The organism is Bradyrhizobium sp. 17 (assembly GCF_023073515.1).
Lineage (GTDB): Bacteria > Pseudomonadota > Alphaproteobacteria > Rhizobiales > Xanthobacteraceae > Bradyrhizobium > Bradyrhizobium canariense_D.
In genome coordinates this window covers 225,499-242,065 of record NZ_JADPJQ010000105.1, presented here as the reverse complement: position 1 = coordinate 242,065, position 16,567 = coordinate 225,499, and the positions used below count along the sequence as shown (strand labels likewise).

Below are 16,567 nucleotides of genomic sequence, written 5' to 3'. Positions count from 1 at the left end.
TTGGTGGCAGCGCTCTTCGGCTCGACGATCGAGCCGCTCGCCTGCCCCAGCAGGAACGGCAGGTTCGGCTCGGAATTTTTCAGGCTGATCACGACCGTGTCGGCGTCGGGCGCATCGACCTTCTCGAAGCTCTGGAACAGGCTCTTGTCCTTGTTGGTGCTGGTGGGGACCGCGTTGCGCTCGAACGAGAACTTCACGGCTGCGGAGTCAAACGGCTCGCCGTTGTGGAACTTGACGCCCTTGCGCAGCTTGAACGTATAGGTCTTCAGATCGGGCGCTGCAGTCCAGCTCTCCGCCAGCAGGGGCGAGGTGGTGCCGTCCTCGTTGATCTTGGTCAGGGTCTCATAGATGTTGTAGAGCGTGACCTCGGCGATCGCGGCGGCGGCGGCGTTGGTGGGATCGAGCCCCGGCGGTTCCAGCGCCATCGCCATGACGACGCTGTCCTTCTTGCTCTGAGCCAGCACCGGCAACGGAGCAGCGGCAAGTGCGGCGGCGAATGCGACGATCGATAGTTTCCTGAACATGCGTAACTCCCCGGCCTTGTCTTGTCTCAAGCCTACGCCAATCCTGCCGCGGACGCTAACCTTCCACGGGCAATTGCGGCAACGCCATCACGGCTTCCGCCTTGTGGCAAGCGGCCAGATGCGTCTCGCCCACCTTGCGTAGCTCAGGCAGAACCTCGCGGCAATGCTGGTCGGCTAGCGCGCACCGCGAGACATAGGGGCAGCCGGTCGCGGCCGCCGATTGCGAGGCGATCGCCTGGGCTCCGCGCCGCCGCCGGCCTCCGCCGGCGCGCACCCGCGGCACGGCCTCCAGCAGCGCTCGCGTATAGGGATGGGCGCAACGCTCGAACAAATCCTCAGGCCTGCCCTGTTCGACGATCCGGCCGAGATACATCACCGCGACCTCGTCGCAGAGATAGTCGACGACGGCGAGGTCGTGACTGATCAGGACGTAACTGAGGCCGAACTGCTCCTGGAGGTCCTGCATCAGGTTCAAGACTTGCGCCTGCACGGAGACGTCGAGCGCGGAGACCGGCTCGTCGGCGACGATCAGCTTCGGCTGGGTGATCAGCGCGCGCGCAATGGCGATGCGCTGGCGCTGGCCGCCGGAGAACTCGTGTGGATATTTCTCCATGTCGGCATCGCGCAGACCCACCTGCCGTAGCACTGCGGAGACGCGGGCACGTAGCGTCGTGCGATCAATCCCCTCCAGCACGGTGAGCGGTTCGGCGACGATGCGCGCGATGGTCTGGCGCGGGTCGAGCGATCCGTAGGGATCCTGGAACACCATCTGGAAATCGCGGCGGGCGCGGCGCAACTCGTCCGCGGAGATGCGGTTGAGGTCGCGGCCGAGCAGCGCGACCTGCCCCGATGTCGGCCGCTCCAGCGCCATCACCACCCGCGCGAATGTCGACTTGCCGGAGCCGGATTCGCCGACGATGCCGAGGCTCTTGCCGGCGTCGACCCGCACGCTGACACCGTTGAGCGCGCGCACCTGCCCGGGCGGGCGGAACACGCTTTCGCGCGGCAACGTGTAGCGCTGCTCGATATCCTTCACGTCGAGAAGAGGCGCCGTGCTCATACGGTCAGCGCTCCGACGCGTTCGGCCATCGACACGTCCGTCCGGATGCAGCGCACGAAATGGCCCGGTCCGACGTCCACCATTGCTGGAAGCGCAGCCCGGCACTGCTCGATCACGAGCGGACACCGATCGGCGAAGGTGCAACCGGAAGGCAGATCGGCGAGCTCCGGCACCGTGCCCGATATCGTCGTCAGCCGCGTCCCCTTGCGTGCGCCGAGTTTCGGTCGGGCGCGGAACAGGCCCTGCGTGTAGGGATGGCCCATCCGGCGGAACACCTCGTCGGTCGGTCCGCTCTCGATGATCGTGCCGCCGTACATCACCATCATGCGCTGCACGTTCTCGGCGATGACGCCGAGATCGTGCGAGATCAGGATCATCGACATGCCGCGCTCCTCGACGAGATCGGCGATGAGGTCGAGGATCTGGCCCTGGATGGTGACGTCGAGCGCCGTGGTCGGCTCGTCCGCGATCAGAAGGTCGGGCTCGCAGGCGAGCGCCATCGCGATCGTGACGCGCTGACGCTGGCCGCCGGAAAACTGGTGCGGATAAGCGTCGACGCGCCTGGCCGGATCAGGCAACCCGACGCGGTCGAGCAAGGCGATCGCCTCTCGCCGCGCCTGCGATGCCGAAAATTTCCTGTGACGCCGCAGCGGCTCGGCGACCTGGTTGCCGATCGTGTGCATCGGATTGAGCGCGGTCATCGGCTCCTGGAAGATCATGCTGATGCGATTGCCGCGCAGCCGACAATATTCCGCGTCCGACAAACCAGCGAGTTCGCCGCCATCCAGCTTGATGCTGCCGGTGACGGACGCGCTATCCGGCAGCAGCCCCATCAGCGACAACGCGGTGACCGACTTGCCGCAGCCGGATTCGCCGACGAGCCCGAGCGTCTCGCCGCGCTTCAGCGCAAAGCTGACGCCGCGCACGGCCTGCGCCGGCCCGCGGCTGGTGTTGAGGCGCACGCCGAGATTGACAACCTCGATCAACGGCATGGACGAGCGCTCGCTCATCATCATCGCTCCCGCGCCAGTCGAGGGTCGAGCAGATCGCGCAGTCCGTCGCCGAGCAGATTGAGGCCGAGCACCGCGATTGCAATCGCAGCACCCGGGTAGACGGCGAGCATCGGCGACTGGAACAGCAGCGACTGCGCGTCGTTCAGCATCCGTCCCCAGGACGGCTGCGGCGGCTGCGTGCCGAGACCGAGATACGACAAGGCGGCTTCGGCAAGGATCGCGAGCGCAAACTGGATCGTCGCCTGTACGATCAGAATCGACATGATGTTGGGCAGCACGTGCTCGATGGTGATGCGAAAGCGCCCTTTCCCCGCGGCGCGCGCGGCCAGCACGAATTCGCGCGCCCAGATCGCGTTGGCCGAGCCGCGCGTCAGCCGGATCAGCGTCGGGATCTGGAAGATGCCGATGGCGACGATCGAGGTCACCATGCCGGGCCCGACGACCGCGGCGAGCATGATCGCCGAGAGCACGGCCGGAAAGGCGAAGGTGAAATCGGAGAAGCGCATGATGATCTCTTCGGTCCAGCCGCGCCTGGCCGACGCGATGAGGCCGAGACAGACGCCGAAGGTGAGGCCGATGCTGACCGCGATGATGCCGACCATGATGGTGGAGCGGGCGCCGGCGAGCAGCAGCGAAACGATGTCGCGGCCGAAGACGTCGGTGCCGAGCCAGTGCGCGGCCGAGGGCGGCCGGAGCTTTGACGCGATGTCGATCTCATAGGGCGACCAGGGCGTCCACACCAGCGACAGCAGCGCCGAGGCGAGAACCAGCAGGCTCAGCGCGCCGCCGAGCACGAAGCTGCGATGACGCAGCGCGCGGCGCCAGAAGGTCCGGGCCGGCAGAGGGCGCGCTACGGCCGGCGCGTCGACGAGGGTGGTCAACGGCGCGCTCACAGATCGTGGACCTTGATGCGGGGATCGACGAAGGCATAGAGCACGTCGACCACGAAATTGACGATGACCACCATGGTCGCGAGCAGCATCACGCAGTTGCGCACCACGATGAGGTCGCGGTTGGCGATCGACTGAAAGATCAGGCGGCCGAGCCCCGGCAGATAGAACACGTTCTCGATCACGATGGTGCCGGCGAGCAGATTGGCGAATTGCAGGCCCATGACCGTCATCACAGGGATCATGGCGTTGCGCAGCACATGACTCCACAGTACCTCGCGCTTGCCGAGGCCCTTCGCGCGCGCCGTGCGGACGAAGTCTTCGCGCAGCACTTCCAGCACAGCCGAGCGCGTGACGCGTGCGAGGATCGCGGCCTGCACGACCGCAAGCGACACCGCCGGCAGCAGCAGCGACTTGATGCCGAGCCAGACGCCGTCCTCCCAACCGGGAAAGCCGCCCGCGGAGAGCCATTGCAGCCGTACCGAGAACAGTAGCACCAGCAGGATTGCGAACCAGAAATTCGGCAGCGCGATGCCGATCTGCGTCAGCGACATCACGCCGACGTCGCCGAGCTTGTTGTGGTTGGCGGCGGTGTAGATGCCGGCCGAGAGCGCCAGCGTCACCGTGATCAGCATGGACATCATCGCGAGCGGAATGGTCAACACCAGCCGCTCCACGATCAGGCTGGCGACCGGTGTGCCGTAGACATAGGAGTTGCCGAGATCGCCGACGAGCAGCCCTTTGATCCAATGCAGATAGCGAACCGCCAGCGGCTGGTCGAGCCCGAGCTTGACGGTGAGCGCGCGGACCGCATCTGGCGAGGCGTCGGCGCCCATCAGCATCTGCGCGGCGTTGCCCGGAAGCGCATCCAGCACCAGGAAAATGATCACGGACGCGCCGACCAGCGTCGCCAGCAGGGTCAGCACACGTCGGAGGACAAATACGCTCATGCGCGCTCGGATTCAGGGCTCATCCGCAGCACGATCAACATGTCCGAGCATCGGAGGCAAGTGCTTTGCAAACAAGTCCCTTGCGGCATGTGCCTCACCTCAGCCGGGCCAGCGGGACAGGAGGTCATGCGACGCCTCGAACAGCGCGCTCACGCGCAGCAAGTCCGCATCAGCGCGGAAGCGGCCGACGAGTTGCAAGCCGATCGGCAGGCCGTCGCGGCCGAAGCCGCAGGGCAGACTGAGCGCGGGGTGTCCGGTCATGTTGAACGGCATGGTCCAGGGGAACCAGTGCGGCCGGACGCTGTCAAACTGCTTGCCGTCGATCTCGATGGTGCCGAACAGGTCCTGATCGATCGGCAGGGCGGTGCGGGTGAGGGTCGGCATCGCCAGCAGATGCCCATGCGCAAGCAGGGACTGCACCCGGCGGAACAGCGCCGTGCGCGCGAACATCGCCTCCTGATAGGCAACGCCACTGAAGTCGGTGGCGAGCGCAAGCTGCCTGAGGAAGGCCTCGCTCAGCGCGTCCCCATGCTCGGCCGCGAATTTTGCAAAGCGCGTCCGCCAGACCGTGTGATTGATGGCGCGCCAGATCGGCTCGATGTCGAACCCCTCGCCCGAAAACTCCTCGAGCTCGGCACCTAGGCCCGCGAGTCGATCGAGGCTCGCCTTGAAGCCGGCCTCGACGTCGACAGATACCGGGCGTCCGGGTGGCGACAGGCAATACAGGATTTTCTGCCCACGCAGATCGCCACGCGGGGCGGCCGTGCCGATGAAGTCGGGCACGGGAACGCCGATCGACCAGGGATCGCAAGAATCCTCGCCGGCCATCGCCTGCATCATCAGCGCGGTGTCGGGGACGGACCGCGTCATCGGCGTGACATAGGTCTGGTTGCCGAACACGTCCAGCGCCTGGCTATGCGGGATGACGCCATTGCTCTGCTTCAGCCCGACCACGCCGTTGCAAGCGGCGGGAATCCGCGTCGAGCCGCCGCCATCGGTTGCGATCGCAAGCGGCGCGATGCCGCTCGCCACCGCCACCGCCGCGCCGCCACTGGAGCCGCCCGACGAGCGCTCGGCGCTCCACGCATTGCGGGTGCGGCCGAACAGCGGCGAGTCGGTCAGGCATTTGCTGCCGAATTCGGGCGTCGTGGTCTTGCCGATCAGAATGGCGCCTTCCGCACGCAGCCTTGCAACCGCGACGGCATCCTCGTTCGGAACATTATCCTTGTAGGGAATGGCGCCGAAACTGGTCGTGACACCCCTGGTGTTGACGATGTCCTTGACGGTTGCGGGGATGCCGTGCAGCAGGCCGAGCGGCTCGCCCGCCATCAGCTTGCGCTCGGCTTCGCGCGCGGCGGCAAGCGCCTCGTCGCCGCAGATCGTGATGAAGCAGTTCAGCTCGGGCTGGAGCGCTTCGGCGCGGGCGAGCACCGCGCGGGTGAGCTCGACGGGCGAGATCTGCTTTGTCGCGATGAGACCGCGCAGCACGGTTGCGGATAGCAGGCAAGGATCGCCGTTCATCGTCACATCGCTCCGAAGCGGGCCGCCGTTGGCCGATAGCATTGACAGCCAGGATGACAGTTTTGTTAACTCGCCGTCCAATACGATTTTGAGCACCAACCCATACGATTTCGGTATGCCAATGGATCTTCGCCGGCTCCGCTATTTCGTTGCCGTCGCCGAGGCGCGCAGCGTCGGCAAGGCGGCCGAGCGGCTGCGGATGGCGCAGCCGCCGCTCTCGGTCCAAATCCGCAAGCTCGAGGCCGAGGTCGGCGCGCCGCTGTTCCGCCGCGGCACGCGCGGCATGGATTTGACCGAAGCGGGCCAGGCGCTGCTGGCGCGCGCCGGCGAGGCGCTGGCGCTGGCGGCCGACGGCATCGAGGCCGCGCGCGCGGTCGCGGCCGGCAGCCGTGGTCGGCTGTCCGTCGGCTACATGTTCGTACTGGCGAACGCGATGCTGCCGCGTCTCATCCCCGAGTTGCGGCGATCCGTTCCCGGCGTCGATCTCGATTTCGCCGAGCTCAGTGCCACGACGCGCGAGCCGCGTCTGCTCGACCGCAGCGTCACAGTCCGCTGTGCATGCCGGCGATCCACCATCCCGAGATCCAGGTGGCCCGAATCGGCGCGCAGCCGTTCGTGCTGGCGGTGCGAAACCGTTCGCCGCTTGCGCGCCTGAGCGCGGTGTCAATGACACGACTACAAGGCCGTCCGCTGATCGCGTTGCCTCCGCCGGAGCGGGACCCCTCCTCCTCCGCGGTCGCGGCCCTGCTGCGGCGGCATCAGATCGTGATGCCGATTGCGAGCCGGGTAGAGACAGTGCATTCGGCGATGAGCCTGGTTCTCGCCGGTGAAGGCCTCGCCATCCTGCCCGCCTGCGCCCAGCTCGGGGCGCCGCGCGGCATCGTGTTCCGGCCGTTGCGGGATGCGACCGATTCCATCGACATCGCGGTCTGCTGGCGGCGGGATTCTCACAGCCCGCTGATCCGGACCTTCCTCAAATGCGCCGAGAAGGTACTGGCACCGCTGTGACGCGACGCTACAAGCTCCAGATAATCTCGTGACTCCACGGCGGATCGGCACCGGGACGGGTGCAGGTGAGACCGGCGCAATTGGCAGCAAAGGATAGTGCACCGCGAAGCTCGTCCGCGCCGATATCCTTCAGTTGCTGTCGGGCGAGGCGTCCCTGCTTGTGCAGGGCGAACAACAACGCCGCCTGAAAACTGTCACCCGCGCCGATGGTGTCGGCGACCACGACCTTGGGGGCGGCGACCTCGATCTGCCCTGCCCCCGCATGCCACGCGATCGCACCGTTGTCGCCACGGGTGATGACGACGAGGCTCGCGCCGCGTGCAAGCAGCGTGCTCGCACGCTGGTGATACGGCTCGCCGGCGAACAGATAGGTAAAATCGACGTCTGACATCTTGATGAGATCGGCACAGCCGGCAAACTCGGCCATGCGGGCGAGATAAGCCGGCTTGTCCTTCACGAGGTTGGGCCGGCAGTTCGGATCAAAGGAGATTGTCGAGGACGCTCGTGCGTCCGCGATCAGGGCCATGGTCTCGCTCGCGCCCTGGTCATTGACCAGCGTGGTCGAGCCGACATGGAGAACTTCGACCGTATCGAAGGGAATAGAGCCGCGCCGGTAGGTCCAATTCCGCGTCGCGGTCTCGGCGTCGTAGAAGGCATAATGCGACTCTCGCGCGATGATACGAACAAAGGCGAGCGTGGTCTGCTGATCGCTGCGGGTGGCGAGACCGAGCTCGACATTGGATGCAGCGGCGTGGTCGGTGATCATGCGCCCGAACATGTCCGTCGAGATCCCGCCGACAAAGCCGGTCGGCGCGCCGAGCCGCGCCATGCCGATTGCGACGTTGAGGCAGGAGCCGCCGACCGCCGGCATCACCGCTTCGCGCCTGTCGGTATTTCGCGTCGGGACAAAATCGATCAGCGCGTCGCCGCAGGAAATCAACATCCGTTTCAACCTCCGGCCATCCCACGCATCGCCGCGCGGCTGCCGCGATCGACCTCGCGCAGCAACTTGTAGACCTCGCGCTTGCGGGCGTGAAAGGCGGCAATGTCGGGCGTAGTGGGCTCGCTCTTCCCTCCCAGCGCCGACATCTTGGCCATGGTTTCGCCGATCGAGGCATAGGCGCCGCCGGCGACTGCGCCGAGCATCGCGGCGCCGAGCAGCACGGGCTCCCTGGTCTGCGGCAGCGCCACGGTGAGGCCAGTCGTATCCGCCATGATCTGCCGCACCAGCGGACTGCGGCTGGCGCCGCCGCCCATGATCATGATGCTGGAATGGACGCCATGCGCGGCAAAGGCCTCGATCACCTCGGCAAGCCCATAGGCGAGCCCGCACAGACCGGCGACGAACAGCCGTTCCATCGAGGCGATGTCGGTGTCGAGATCGAGGCCCGCGATCACCGCGCGCGTGTCAGGGTCGGCATAGGGCGAGCGGTTGCCGATGAACTCAGGAAGCACATGGACGTTGCGGGCCAGCAGCACGGCGCGGCTGGCGCCGCCTGCGCGCGCGATGATGCGGCGCTCGAGAAACTCGATGAGGTCGAGGCCCTCGCTGCGCGCCGCCACGCTCGCCTCGGCGTGGCCGGGATGCGACTTGAGAAGATGGTCGATCGCAGCGCCCGCAGCCGACTGCCCGCCCTCGTTGAGCCAGAAATTTGGTACCATGCCCGAATAGTAAGGACCCCACACGCCCGGTACGAAGCACGGTTCTTTCGTCGTCGCCATGATGCAGGCCGACGTTCCCATGATGTAGGCGAGGCGGTCGCAGACATCTGTCGCGCCCTCCGATTCATCGCGGCCGCCGATGGCGCCGATGCCGCCGGCATGGGCATCAATCAGGGACGCTCCGACCGGCGTGCCCGGTGACAAGCCGAGATCGGCAGCTGCCGTACCGGTTAGACCGGCGCCGAGTCGCGTGCCAGGCGCGACGATCTCGGTGCCGATGCGGGCGTATTTCTCGTTGACGAAGTCCGACAGGCCGATGCGCTTGAAGAATGGCGCGCTCCAGCCACCGCCGTCATGCGCGAGGTAGTTCCATTTGCAAGTGACCGTGCAGGTCGAGCGTTGCAACGAGCCGGTGGCGCGCCAGGTCAGGTAATCCGCCAGATCGAAGAAGTGCCCTGCGGCGTCGAAGCTCGTGCGCATGTGCCGCTTCAGCCACAGCAGTTTCGGCATCTCCATCTCGGGCGAGATCGAGCCGCCGACATAGCGCAGCACGGCATCACCGGTTTCATTGATCAGCCGCGCCTCGGCCGTGGCGCGGTGATCCATCCAGACGATGACGTTGCGCTGCCGGTCGCCGGAGGCGCTGATGGTGAGCGGCTCGCCTTGCCGGTCGAGCACCACGAGGGAGCAGGTGGCGTCGAAACCGATACCGCCGACGCTGTCGGGCGCGATTGCAGCTTCCGCCATCGCGGCCCGCACCGACGCCGTGCAAGCGTCCCAGATATCCTGGGACGACTGTTCGACGATGTCACCGGCCTCGGGCCATATCCTGATCGGATGCCGTGCGATAGCCAGCAAGGTGCCCGCCTCGTCGAACACCCCTGCCCGCGTGCTTGTGGTCCCTACATCGACGCCGATATACGCTCGCGGCATTGTCGCCCCCGGAAGCTCTCGTCAGTTTTGACGCAAGCCTACCAGCAAGTGTAGCCGCCATCCACCAGCACGATGCTGCCGGTCATCAGGCTCGCGGCCTCGGACGAGAGAAAGAGCACCACGGAGGCGATCTCCTCGACCTGCCCCATCCGCGCCATCGGGGTTCCACCGATCCAGGCGTCGTACATTCTCGGATTGCTCTTCACGAAGGCGTTGAGCGGCGTCTCGATATAGGTCGGCGCCACCGCGTTGACGCGGATGCCGCGCGCGCCCCATTCGGCGGCGAGCGATTTCGTCAGATGGTGCACGCCGGCCTTGGACGCATTGTAGAAGCACTGCTCCTGCGGCTTGTTGACGATGAAGCCGGACATCGAGCCGACATTGACGATGGCGCCGCTCTTCGCCTTGAGCATGTGCTTGCCGAACTCGCGGCAGCACCAGAAGGTGCCGTTGAGATTGACGTCGATCACATTGAGCCAGTGCTCGTCGGTCACGGTCTCCGCCGGCGTCTCGCTGCGGGCGATGCCGGCGTTGTTGACGAGGATGTCCACCTTGCCGTGCCGGGCAACGACGTCGTTGGCCACTTCCGCCACGCGCTTGGTATCGGTGACGTCCATGATCGCCGTCTCGGCGTCATACCCCTTCGCCTTCAGGCTGGCTTTTGCACTGTCGGCGACCTTACTGTCGCGATCGCCGATGACGACCCTGGCGCCGGCTTCAGCCAGCGCTTCGGCGCAGGCGAAGCCGATGCCTTGCCCGCCGCCGGTGATGAAAGCGGTCTTGCCGTTCAGCTTGAATTTTTCCAGGTACATGTTGCTTTTTCCGATTCTTGCCGTTTCTTGTCAGCCCCGGATGGCGCTGCCGCTTGCGTCGAAGCGATGGATGCGCGCGGGCTCCGGCAGCAGCGATACATGGTCGCCGGCGTGCAGGCTCAACTCACCGATGTAGCGCGCCGTCAGCATGCCGAGCTGACCGGCATCGACATAAAGGAAGGTGTCGCTGCCGAGGTGCTCGGCCACCGCGATCGTTCCCTGCCAGCCGCCGGCACCGTCGCGCTCGATCTTGAGATGCTCAGGCCGTACGCCGATCGTTGCTGCGCCCTTCTGCAAGGCGTGCTCGCCGGTCACGAAGTTCATCTTGGGCGAGCCGATGAAGCCGGCGACGAAGAGGTTGGCCGGCTTCTCGTAGAGCTCCAGCGGCGAGCCGTATTGCTCGATCTTGCCGCCGTTGAGCACCACGATCTTGTCGGCCATGGTCATGGCCTCGACCTGGTCGTGGGTGACATAGATCGCGGTGGTGCCGAGCTGCTTCTGGAGCCGCGTCACCTCGATCCGCATCTGCACGCGCAGCGCCGCGTCGAGGTTGGAGAGCGGCTCGTCGAACAAAAACGCCTTGGGCTCGCGGACGATGGCACGCCCGATCGCGACGCGCTGGCGCTGGCCGCCGGAGAGCTCGCGCGGCTTGCGATCGAGATAGGGCGTGAGGTTCAGCGTTGCGGCGGCGGCCTCGACCTTACGGTTGATCTCGTCCTTGGCCAGCCCCGCCATCTTCAGGCCGAAGCCGATGTTGCCGCGCACGCTCATATGCGGATAGAGCGCATAGGACTGGAACACCATCGAGAGCCCGCGCTTGGCCGGCGGCGTGTCGACCACGTTCTTGCCGTCGATCAGGATCTTGCCGCCGGAGACGTCCTCGAGCCCCGCGATCAGCCGCAAGAGCGTGGTCTTGCCGCAGCCCGACGGCCCCACGAACACCACGAACGACCCATCGGCGATCTCCAGGTCCGCGCCCTTGATGATGTGCACGGGGCCGAAGGATTTCTGCACGTCCTGAAGTGTGATCTGACCCATGATCCGGCAGCCCTTCCTACTTTACCGCGCCAAAGGTGAGCCCGCGCACGAGCTGCTTCTGGCTGAACCAACCGAGGACGAGAATGGGCGCGATCGCCAACGTGGAAGCCGCCGACAGCTTTGCCCAGAACAGCCCTTCCGGGCTCGAATAGGACGCGATGAACGTGGTGAGCGGCGCAGCGTTCGAGGTCGACAGATTGAGCGTCCAGAACGCCTCGTTCCAGGCCAAGATCAGGTTCAGCAGCATGGTCGATGCGAGCCCCGGGATCGCCATCGGCGTCAGCACGTAGATCAGCTCGCGGCCGATGGTGGCGCCGTCCATGCGCGCGGCTTCCAGGATGTCGCGCGGAATCTCCTTGAAATATGTGAACAGCATCCAGATCACGATCGGCAAGTTTCCGAGACACAGGATGAAGACGAGGCCGATGCGGGAATCGAGCAGGCCGAATGACTTGTAGATCAGGTAGATCGGCAGCAGCACGCCGACCGGCGGCATCATCTTGGTCGAGAGCATCCAGAGCAGGATGTCCTTGGTGCGCTTGGTCGGCGAGAACGCCATCGACCAGGCCGCGGGGATCGCGATCAAAAGCGCGATCAAGGTCGAGCCGCCGGCGATGATGATCGAGTTCATCGCGTGGAGGACATAATCGCTGCGCTCCTGCACCGTCGCGTAGTTTTCCGCGGTCCAGTGGAAGAACAGGAAGGACGGCGGGATCGCGAAAGCCTCGAGCTCGGTCTTGAAGCTCGCCAATACCATCCAGAGGATCGGGAAGAAGATCAGGAAGCCGAAGAACCACGCCCCGATGGTCGAGACCACCACCCGCTGCCTCGTCGCCGTACGCGCCATGTCTTATGCCTCCAGGTTGCGACCGACGATACGGACGAGGAAAAAGGCAACAACGTTGGCGATCACGACAGCGACGAGGCCGCCTGCCGAGGCAGTACCGACATCGTACTGGATCAGTGCCTGCGAATAGATCAGGAAGGCGATGTTGGTGGTCGAGAGTCCCGGGCCGCCGCCCGTGGTGACGTAGATCTCGGCAAAGACGGTGAGCAGGAAGATCGTCTCGATCAGGATCACCACCGTGACGGGGCGCGCGAGGTGCGGCAGCGTGATGTAGATGAAGGTCGAGACCGCGCTGGCACCGTCCATTTCAGCGGCTTCCTTCTGCTCCTCGTCGAGCGACTGCATCGCGGTGAGCAAAATCAGGGTCGCGAACGGCAGCCATTGCCAGGACACGATCAGGATCACGGCGAGCAGCGGCGCGTCGGTAAACCAGTCAATCGGCGTCAACCCGAACAGCGAGGCGATCCAGGCAAACAGCCCGGACACAGGATGCATCAGCAGGTTCTTCCAGACCAGCGCGCTCACCGTCGGCATCACGAAGAACGGCGCGATCACCATCAACCGCACGATGTTGAGGCCGATCACCGGCTGGTCGAGCAATAGCGCCAGCGGAACTCCGAGCAGGACGGTCAGCGCCAGCACCGAGCCGACCAGCACCAGCGTGTTCTGGAGCGAGGCGAGGAACGCGGGGTCGGTGAGGAAGTAGCGGAAGTTTTCCAGCCCGACGAACGCTTCCGAGCCGGGATCGAGTAAGCTGTAATGCAGCGTCGAGAAATAGATCGTCAACGCGAGCGGGACGATCATCCAGATGAACAGCAGCCCGACGGCCGGCGTCAGGAGCGTCCGTGCGAGAAGCTGCGTCTGCCGGGTTGCCATTCTTGGCTTCTCCGCTTGCGGGAAGAAGGCGGCCATCCACCTGGAGCGGTGGATGGCCGCAAGTCTGAGCTCAGGAGGGAGAGCTCGAGCTCACTTGATGTAACCCGCGCGCTTCATCTCGCGCTCGGTTGAAGATTGCGCCGCGGTGAGCGCGGCATCGACCGTCATCGATCCCGCAAGCGCGGCCGAGAATTGCTGGCCCACCTGCGTACCGATGCCCTGGAATTCGGGGATGGCCGCATATTGCACGCCGACGTAGGGCACCGGCTTCACCGTCGGCTTGTTCGGATCGGCGGCATCGATCGAGGCCAGCGTCAGCTTGGCGAACGGGGCGACCTTCAGATAATCAGGGTTTTGGTAGAGCGAGGTTCGGGTGCCCGGCGGCACGTTCGCCCAGCCCTCCTTCGCAGCCACGACCTTGGTGTAATCCTTGCTGGTGGCCCAGGCGATGAACTTCTCGGCGGCTTCGGCCTTCTTCGAGCCGGCGGGAATTGCGAGGCTCCAGGCCCACAGCCAGTTGGCGTTCTTGCCGAGCCCGGTGTTGGGCGCCAGCGCGAAGCCGACCTTGTCGGCGACCTTGGAGTCCTTCGGGTTGGTGACGAACGACGCCGCGACGGTGGCATCGATCCACATTGCGCACTTGCCGGCATTGAACAGCGCGAGGTTCTCGTTGAAGCCGTTCGAGCTCGCACCGGGAGGGCCGGCCTGCTTCATCAGGTCGACATAGGTCGTGAGCGTCGCCTTCCATTCCGGCGTGTTGAACTGCGGCTGCCACTTCTCGTCGAACCAGCGCGCGCCGTAGGAATTGGCCATGGCGGAGAGGAACGCCATGTTCTCGCCCCAGCCGGCCTTGCCGCGCAGGCAGATGCCGTAGACGCCGGCGCTCTTGTCGGTGAGCTTCTTGGCGGCGTCGACGACGAAATCCCAGGTGGGGCTTTCCGGCATCTTGAGGCCGGCCTTGTCGAACAGGTCGGTGCGGTACATCACCATCGAGCTCTCGCCGTAGAATGGCGCGGCGTAGAGCTTGCCGTCGACCGAGACCGCATCCTTGATCTTGGGCAGGAGGTCGGCGACGTCGTAGTCGGCGCCGAGATTGGCGAGCGGCACCAGCCAACCCTTCTTGGCCCAGATCGGCACCTCGTAGGTGCCGATGGTGAGGACGTCGAACTGGCCGCCCTTGGTGGCGATGTCGGTGGTGACGCGCTGGCGCAGCACGTTCTCTTCCAGCGTCACCCATTTGACGCTGATATCGGGGTTCTTCTTGGTGAATTCACCCGTCAGCCCCTGCATGCGGATCATGTCGCCGTTGTTCACGGTGGCAATCGTCAGGGTCGTTTCGGCCATCGCGGGGACAGCCAGCAGGACAGACGCGCCACAGACGGCGCCGAGGACGTGTTTCACGGTGACCTCCCTAAGCTCGCGCTTTTGAGCATATGCCCACGCGTTGGGCGTATGTTCGGCTGAGGGCGGGCCGTTGTCAAGCAGGCGCGCGGACGTTTCGGCAACTTATGAGTGCTGCGATGCGGGGGAGCTCGTGCGTCGCCCTCCCCGTCATGCCCCGCGAAGGGGCATCCAGTACTCCGTGCCGTCTGTCGGTTTGCCTCAAGCGGCGCTGCGGCGTCCTGGATCGTCCGCCTGCCGCCTTCGCTAAACCTTCGGCGCCCCCAGACCTCAACCCCGGCGAAGCCTTGGCGTAGCCGGGTCGCGGACGACGACAGCGGCGTGGGTGGCGAAATCCCTGCCTCGCGCCCCGCGCGGGAAACGACGAACCGCCTCAGCGCTCCAGAATCGCCCTTGCGGTCGCCTCGTCCGTAATCAGACCGTTGATCAGCCGCCCATTCAGCGCCGCCGCGATCGCCGGCACCTTGGCTGCGCCGACGGCGGCGCCGATCGTCGTGGTCTTCGCCGGGACCTCCGGCGGAATGCTGGTCAACCGTTTGTTGGTGCCGGCCTTCAGCAGGCGGCCCTTGGAATCATAGGCCCAGCCCGTGATCTCGCCGATCGCCCCTTGCCGCATCATCTCGAACAATTCGTCGCGGGTGACGAAGCCGTCGACATGGACCTGCGCCTTCTGGTCCATCTGGCCGATGCCGACGAGGCGCAAATCCGCCTTCTCCGCGACCGCCTTCACCTTCGCGATCGGCTCGATCCGGACCATCTTGTTGCGCTCGTCCTCGGACGACATCAGGAACGGTAGCGGCATCGGGTAATGCCGTGCGCCGGTGCGATCGGCGAGCCGGCCGACGGTATCGTAGAAGCTCGCAGAACCGTCGGCGGAGATGTTGCCGACGAGCGAGACGATCTGGTGATTGGGCCGGTCGATCGGCGTGACGCGCTCGACCGCGGCGCGCACGGCGCGTCCCGTCCCGAGCGCGACGATGACGGGCGTTTCCGAACGCAGGGTGGAATCGAGCAGGTTGGCGCAGCGTTCGGCAATGCCCGCTGTGGCCTGCGGCGCGGCGGGATCAGCCGGCACCACCTCGCAATGGGCAAGGTCGAAACGTTCCTTCAACCGCGCCGCCAGCTCCATGCACGCGGCGATGGGATGTTCGAGCCGGAAGGTGATGAGCCGCTCGGCGAGACATAGCGACACCAGCCGCTGCGCCGACGCGCGCGACACCTGGAGCATCTTCGCGATCTCGTCCTGGGTGTGACCGGCAATGAAATAGAGCCAGCCGGCACGCGCAGCGTCGTCGAGCCTGGACTTTTCGTTCTCGGCGGCCATGGCAGGCGTCAGGCGTCCTTCCAGAAATCGATCATGCGCGCGAAGACCCGGTCGGCCCCCGCACCCGACAGTATAGCCTGCCCGTCGCGTCCGCGATAATGGCTGCCGCCGGCAAATCCCCAGACCGTCATGCCGGCCGCCTTGCCCGCCTGCACGCCGCTCGGACTATCCTCGATCACCAGCGTGCGCGCAGGTTGCGCGCCCATCTGCTCGGCCGCGTACAGAAAGAGATCGGGCGCCGGCTTGCCGTGCCTGACCATCTGCGCGGTGTAGATCCGGTCGCCGAAATGCGCCCGCAGGCCGGTGACGTCAAGGGAGAGCGCGACACGGTCGATGTCGCTGGAGGAAGCCACGCAGAATGGTGCCCGCAGGCCCGACAAGATCATATCGACATCAGAAACCGGATGAAGCGCCTTTTCGAACGCCATCAACACGCGCGACTTCAGCCGGGACGGAAAATCGACCGGCATTGCGTGGCCGAGCTCGCGATAATGCTGAGTAATTGCGCTCGTGCTTCGTCCAAGGAACAGCTCCAGCGCTTGTGCAAGTGTCAGCGATATCCCGGATTCGGACAGCTCGTCCGACAGGCATTGACAGCTCAACAGCTCGCTGTCGACGAGCACACCGTCGCAATCGAAGATAATGAGATCGAACTGACCAGGATCCATTCGGCCATTCGATCATATGCTCACCTGTTGAGCAATAGCT

At 65.4% G+C, this 16,567-nt stretch carries 15 protein-coding genes and 1 pseudogene; 1 reads left to right on the top strand and 15 read right to left on the bottom strand.

Annotated features, from left to right (window positions below; all coding sequences use genetic code 11):
* The 6 genes from IVB13_RS20115 to IVB13_RS20090 form a co-directional block, all read right to left on the bottom strand.
* The coding region (locus IVB13_RS20115; RefSeq protein WP_247490136.1) for an ABC transporter substrate-binding protein at positions 1-524 on the bottom strand (524 nt) is incomplete at its 3' end.
* Between the two features lie 55 nt (positions 525-579).
* Complete coding sequence (locus IVB13_RS20110; protein ID WP_247370827.1) at positions 580-1,584, bottom strand: oligopeptide/dipeptide ABC transporter ATP-binding protein; 1,005 nt, start codon at positions 1,582-1,584, stop codon at positions 580-582.
* Complete coding sequence (locus tag IVB13_RS20105; protein ID WP_026233629.1) at positions 1,581-2,594, bottom strand: ABC transporter ATP-binding protein; 1,014 nt, start codon at positions 2,592-2,594, stop codon at positions 1,581-1,583. Before IVB13_RS20105 ends, IVB13_RS20110 begins: the two co-directional genes overlap by 4 nt.
* A gap of 2 nt (positions 2,595-2,596) precedes the next feature.
* On the bottom strand, positions 2,597-3,490 hold the full coding sequence (locus IVB13_RS20100; RefSeq protein WP_018458640.1) for an ABC transporter permease: 894 nt from the start codon (positions 3,488-3,490) through the stop codon (positions 2,597-2,599).
* Positions 3,487-4,437, bottom strand: coding sequence for an ABC transporter permease (locus tag IVB13_RS20095; protein ID WP_026233628.1), 951 nt, complete (start codon positions 4,435-4,437; stop codon positions 3,487-3,489). The genes IVB13_RS20100 and IVB13_RS20095 overlap by 4 nt, the downstream gene beginning before the upstream one ends.
* A gap of 99 nt (positions 4,438-4,536) precedes the next feature.
* Positions 4,537-5,958 (bottom strand): amidase, encoded by a 1,422-nt coding sequence (locus IVB13_RS20090; protein WP_026233627.1) that lies wholly within the window; start codon positions 5,956-5,958, stop codon positions 4,537-4,539.
* Between the two features lie 121 nt (positions 5,959-6,079).
* Between IVB13_RS20090 and IVB13_RS40475 the strand changes: the two are divergent.
* Positions 6,080-6,966, top strand: a pseudogene (locus IVB13_RS40475) (LysR substrate-binding domain-containing protein).
* Between the two features lie 7 nt (positions 6,967-6,973).
* On the opposite strand, the gene IVB13_RS20075 reads toward IVB13_RS40475, so the two are convergent.
* From IVB13_RS20075 to IVB13_RS20035, 9 genes are all read right to left on the bottom strand, one after another.
* Positions 6,974-7,909, bottom strand: a complete 936-nt coding sequence (locus IVB13_RS20075) for a carbohydrate kinase (RefSeq protein WP_204510754.1) — start codon at positions 7,907-7,909, stop codon at positions 6,974-6,976.
* A gap of 5 nt (positions 7,910-7,914) precedes the next feature.
* Complete coding sequence (locus tag IVB13_RS20070) at positions 7,915-9,561, bottom strand: FGGY-family carbohydrate kinase (RefSeq protein WP_204510753.1); 1,647 nt, start codon at positions 9,559-9,561, stop codon at positions 7,915-7,917.
* A 38-nt stretch (positions 9,562-9,599) separates the two neighbouring features.
* Complete coding sequence (locus IVB13_RS20065) at positions 9,600-10,373, bottom strand: SDR family oxidoreductase (protein WP_018458634.1); 774 nt, start codon at positions 10,371-10,373, stop codon at positions 9,600-9,602.
* Positions 10,374-10,403: 30 nt separating this feature from the next.
* The gene (locus tag IVB13_RS20060) at positions 10,404-11,411 is read right to left on the bottom strand and encodes an ABC transporter ATP-binding protein (protein WP_204510752.1); all 1,008 of its coding nucleotides are present in this window, start codon (positions 11,409-11,411) and stop codon (positions 10,404-10,406) included.
* A 16-nt stretch (positions 11,412-11,427) separates the two neighbouring features.
* The gene (locus tag IVB13_RS20055) at positions 11,428-12,258 is read right to left on the bottom strand and encodes a carbohydrate ABC transporter permease (RefSeq protein ID WP_247490133.1); all 831 of its coding nucleotides are present in this window, start codon (positions 12,256-12,258) and stop codon (positions 11,428-11,430) included.
* 3 nt (positions 12,259-12,261) lie between these two features.
* Positions 12,262-13,134, bottom strand: a complete 873-nt coding sequence (locus IVB13_RS20050; protein WP_085385945.1) for a sugar ABC transporter permease — start codon at positions 13,132-13,134, stop codon at positions 12,262-12,264.
* Positions 13,135-13,224: 90 nt separating this feature from the next.
* On the bottom strand, positions 13,225-14,535 hold the full coding sequence (locus IVB13_RS20045) for a sugar ABC transporter substrate-binding protein (RefSeq protein ID WP_026233623.1): 1,311 nt from the start codon (positions 14,533-14,535) through the stop codon (positions 13,225-13,227).
* Between the two features lie 373 nt (positions 14,536-14,908).
* A complete protein-coding gene (locus IVB13_RS20040; protein WP_204510750.1) occupies positions 14,909-15,859 on the bottom strand; it encodes a sugar-binding domain-containing protein in 951 nt (316 codons plus the stop codon).
* A gap of 8 nt (positions 15,860-15,867) precedes the next feature.
* Complete coding sequence (locus IVB13_RS20035) at positions 15,868-16,527, bottom strand: HAD family hydrolase (protein ID WP_247404428.1); 660 nt, start codon at positions 16,525-16,527, stop codon at positions 15,868-15,870.
* Positions 16,528-16,567: the final 40 nt, after the last annotated feature.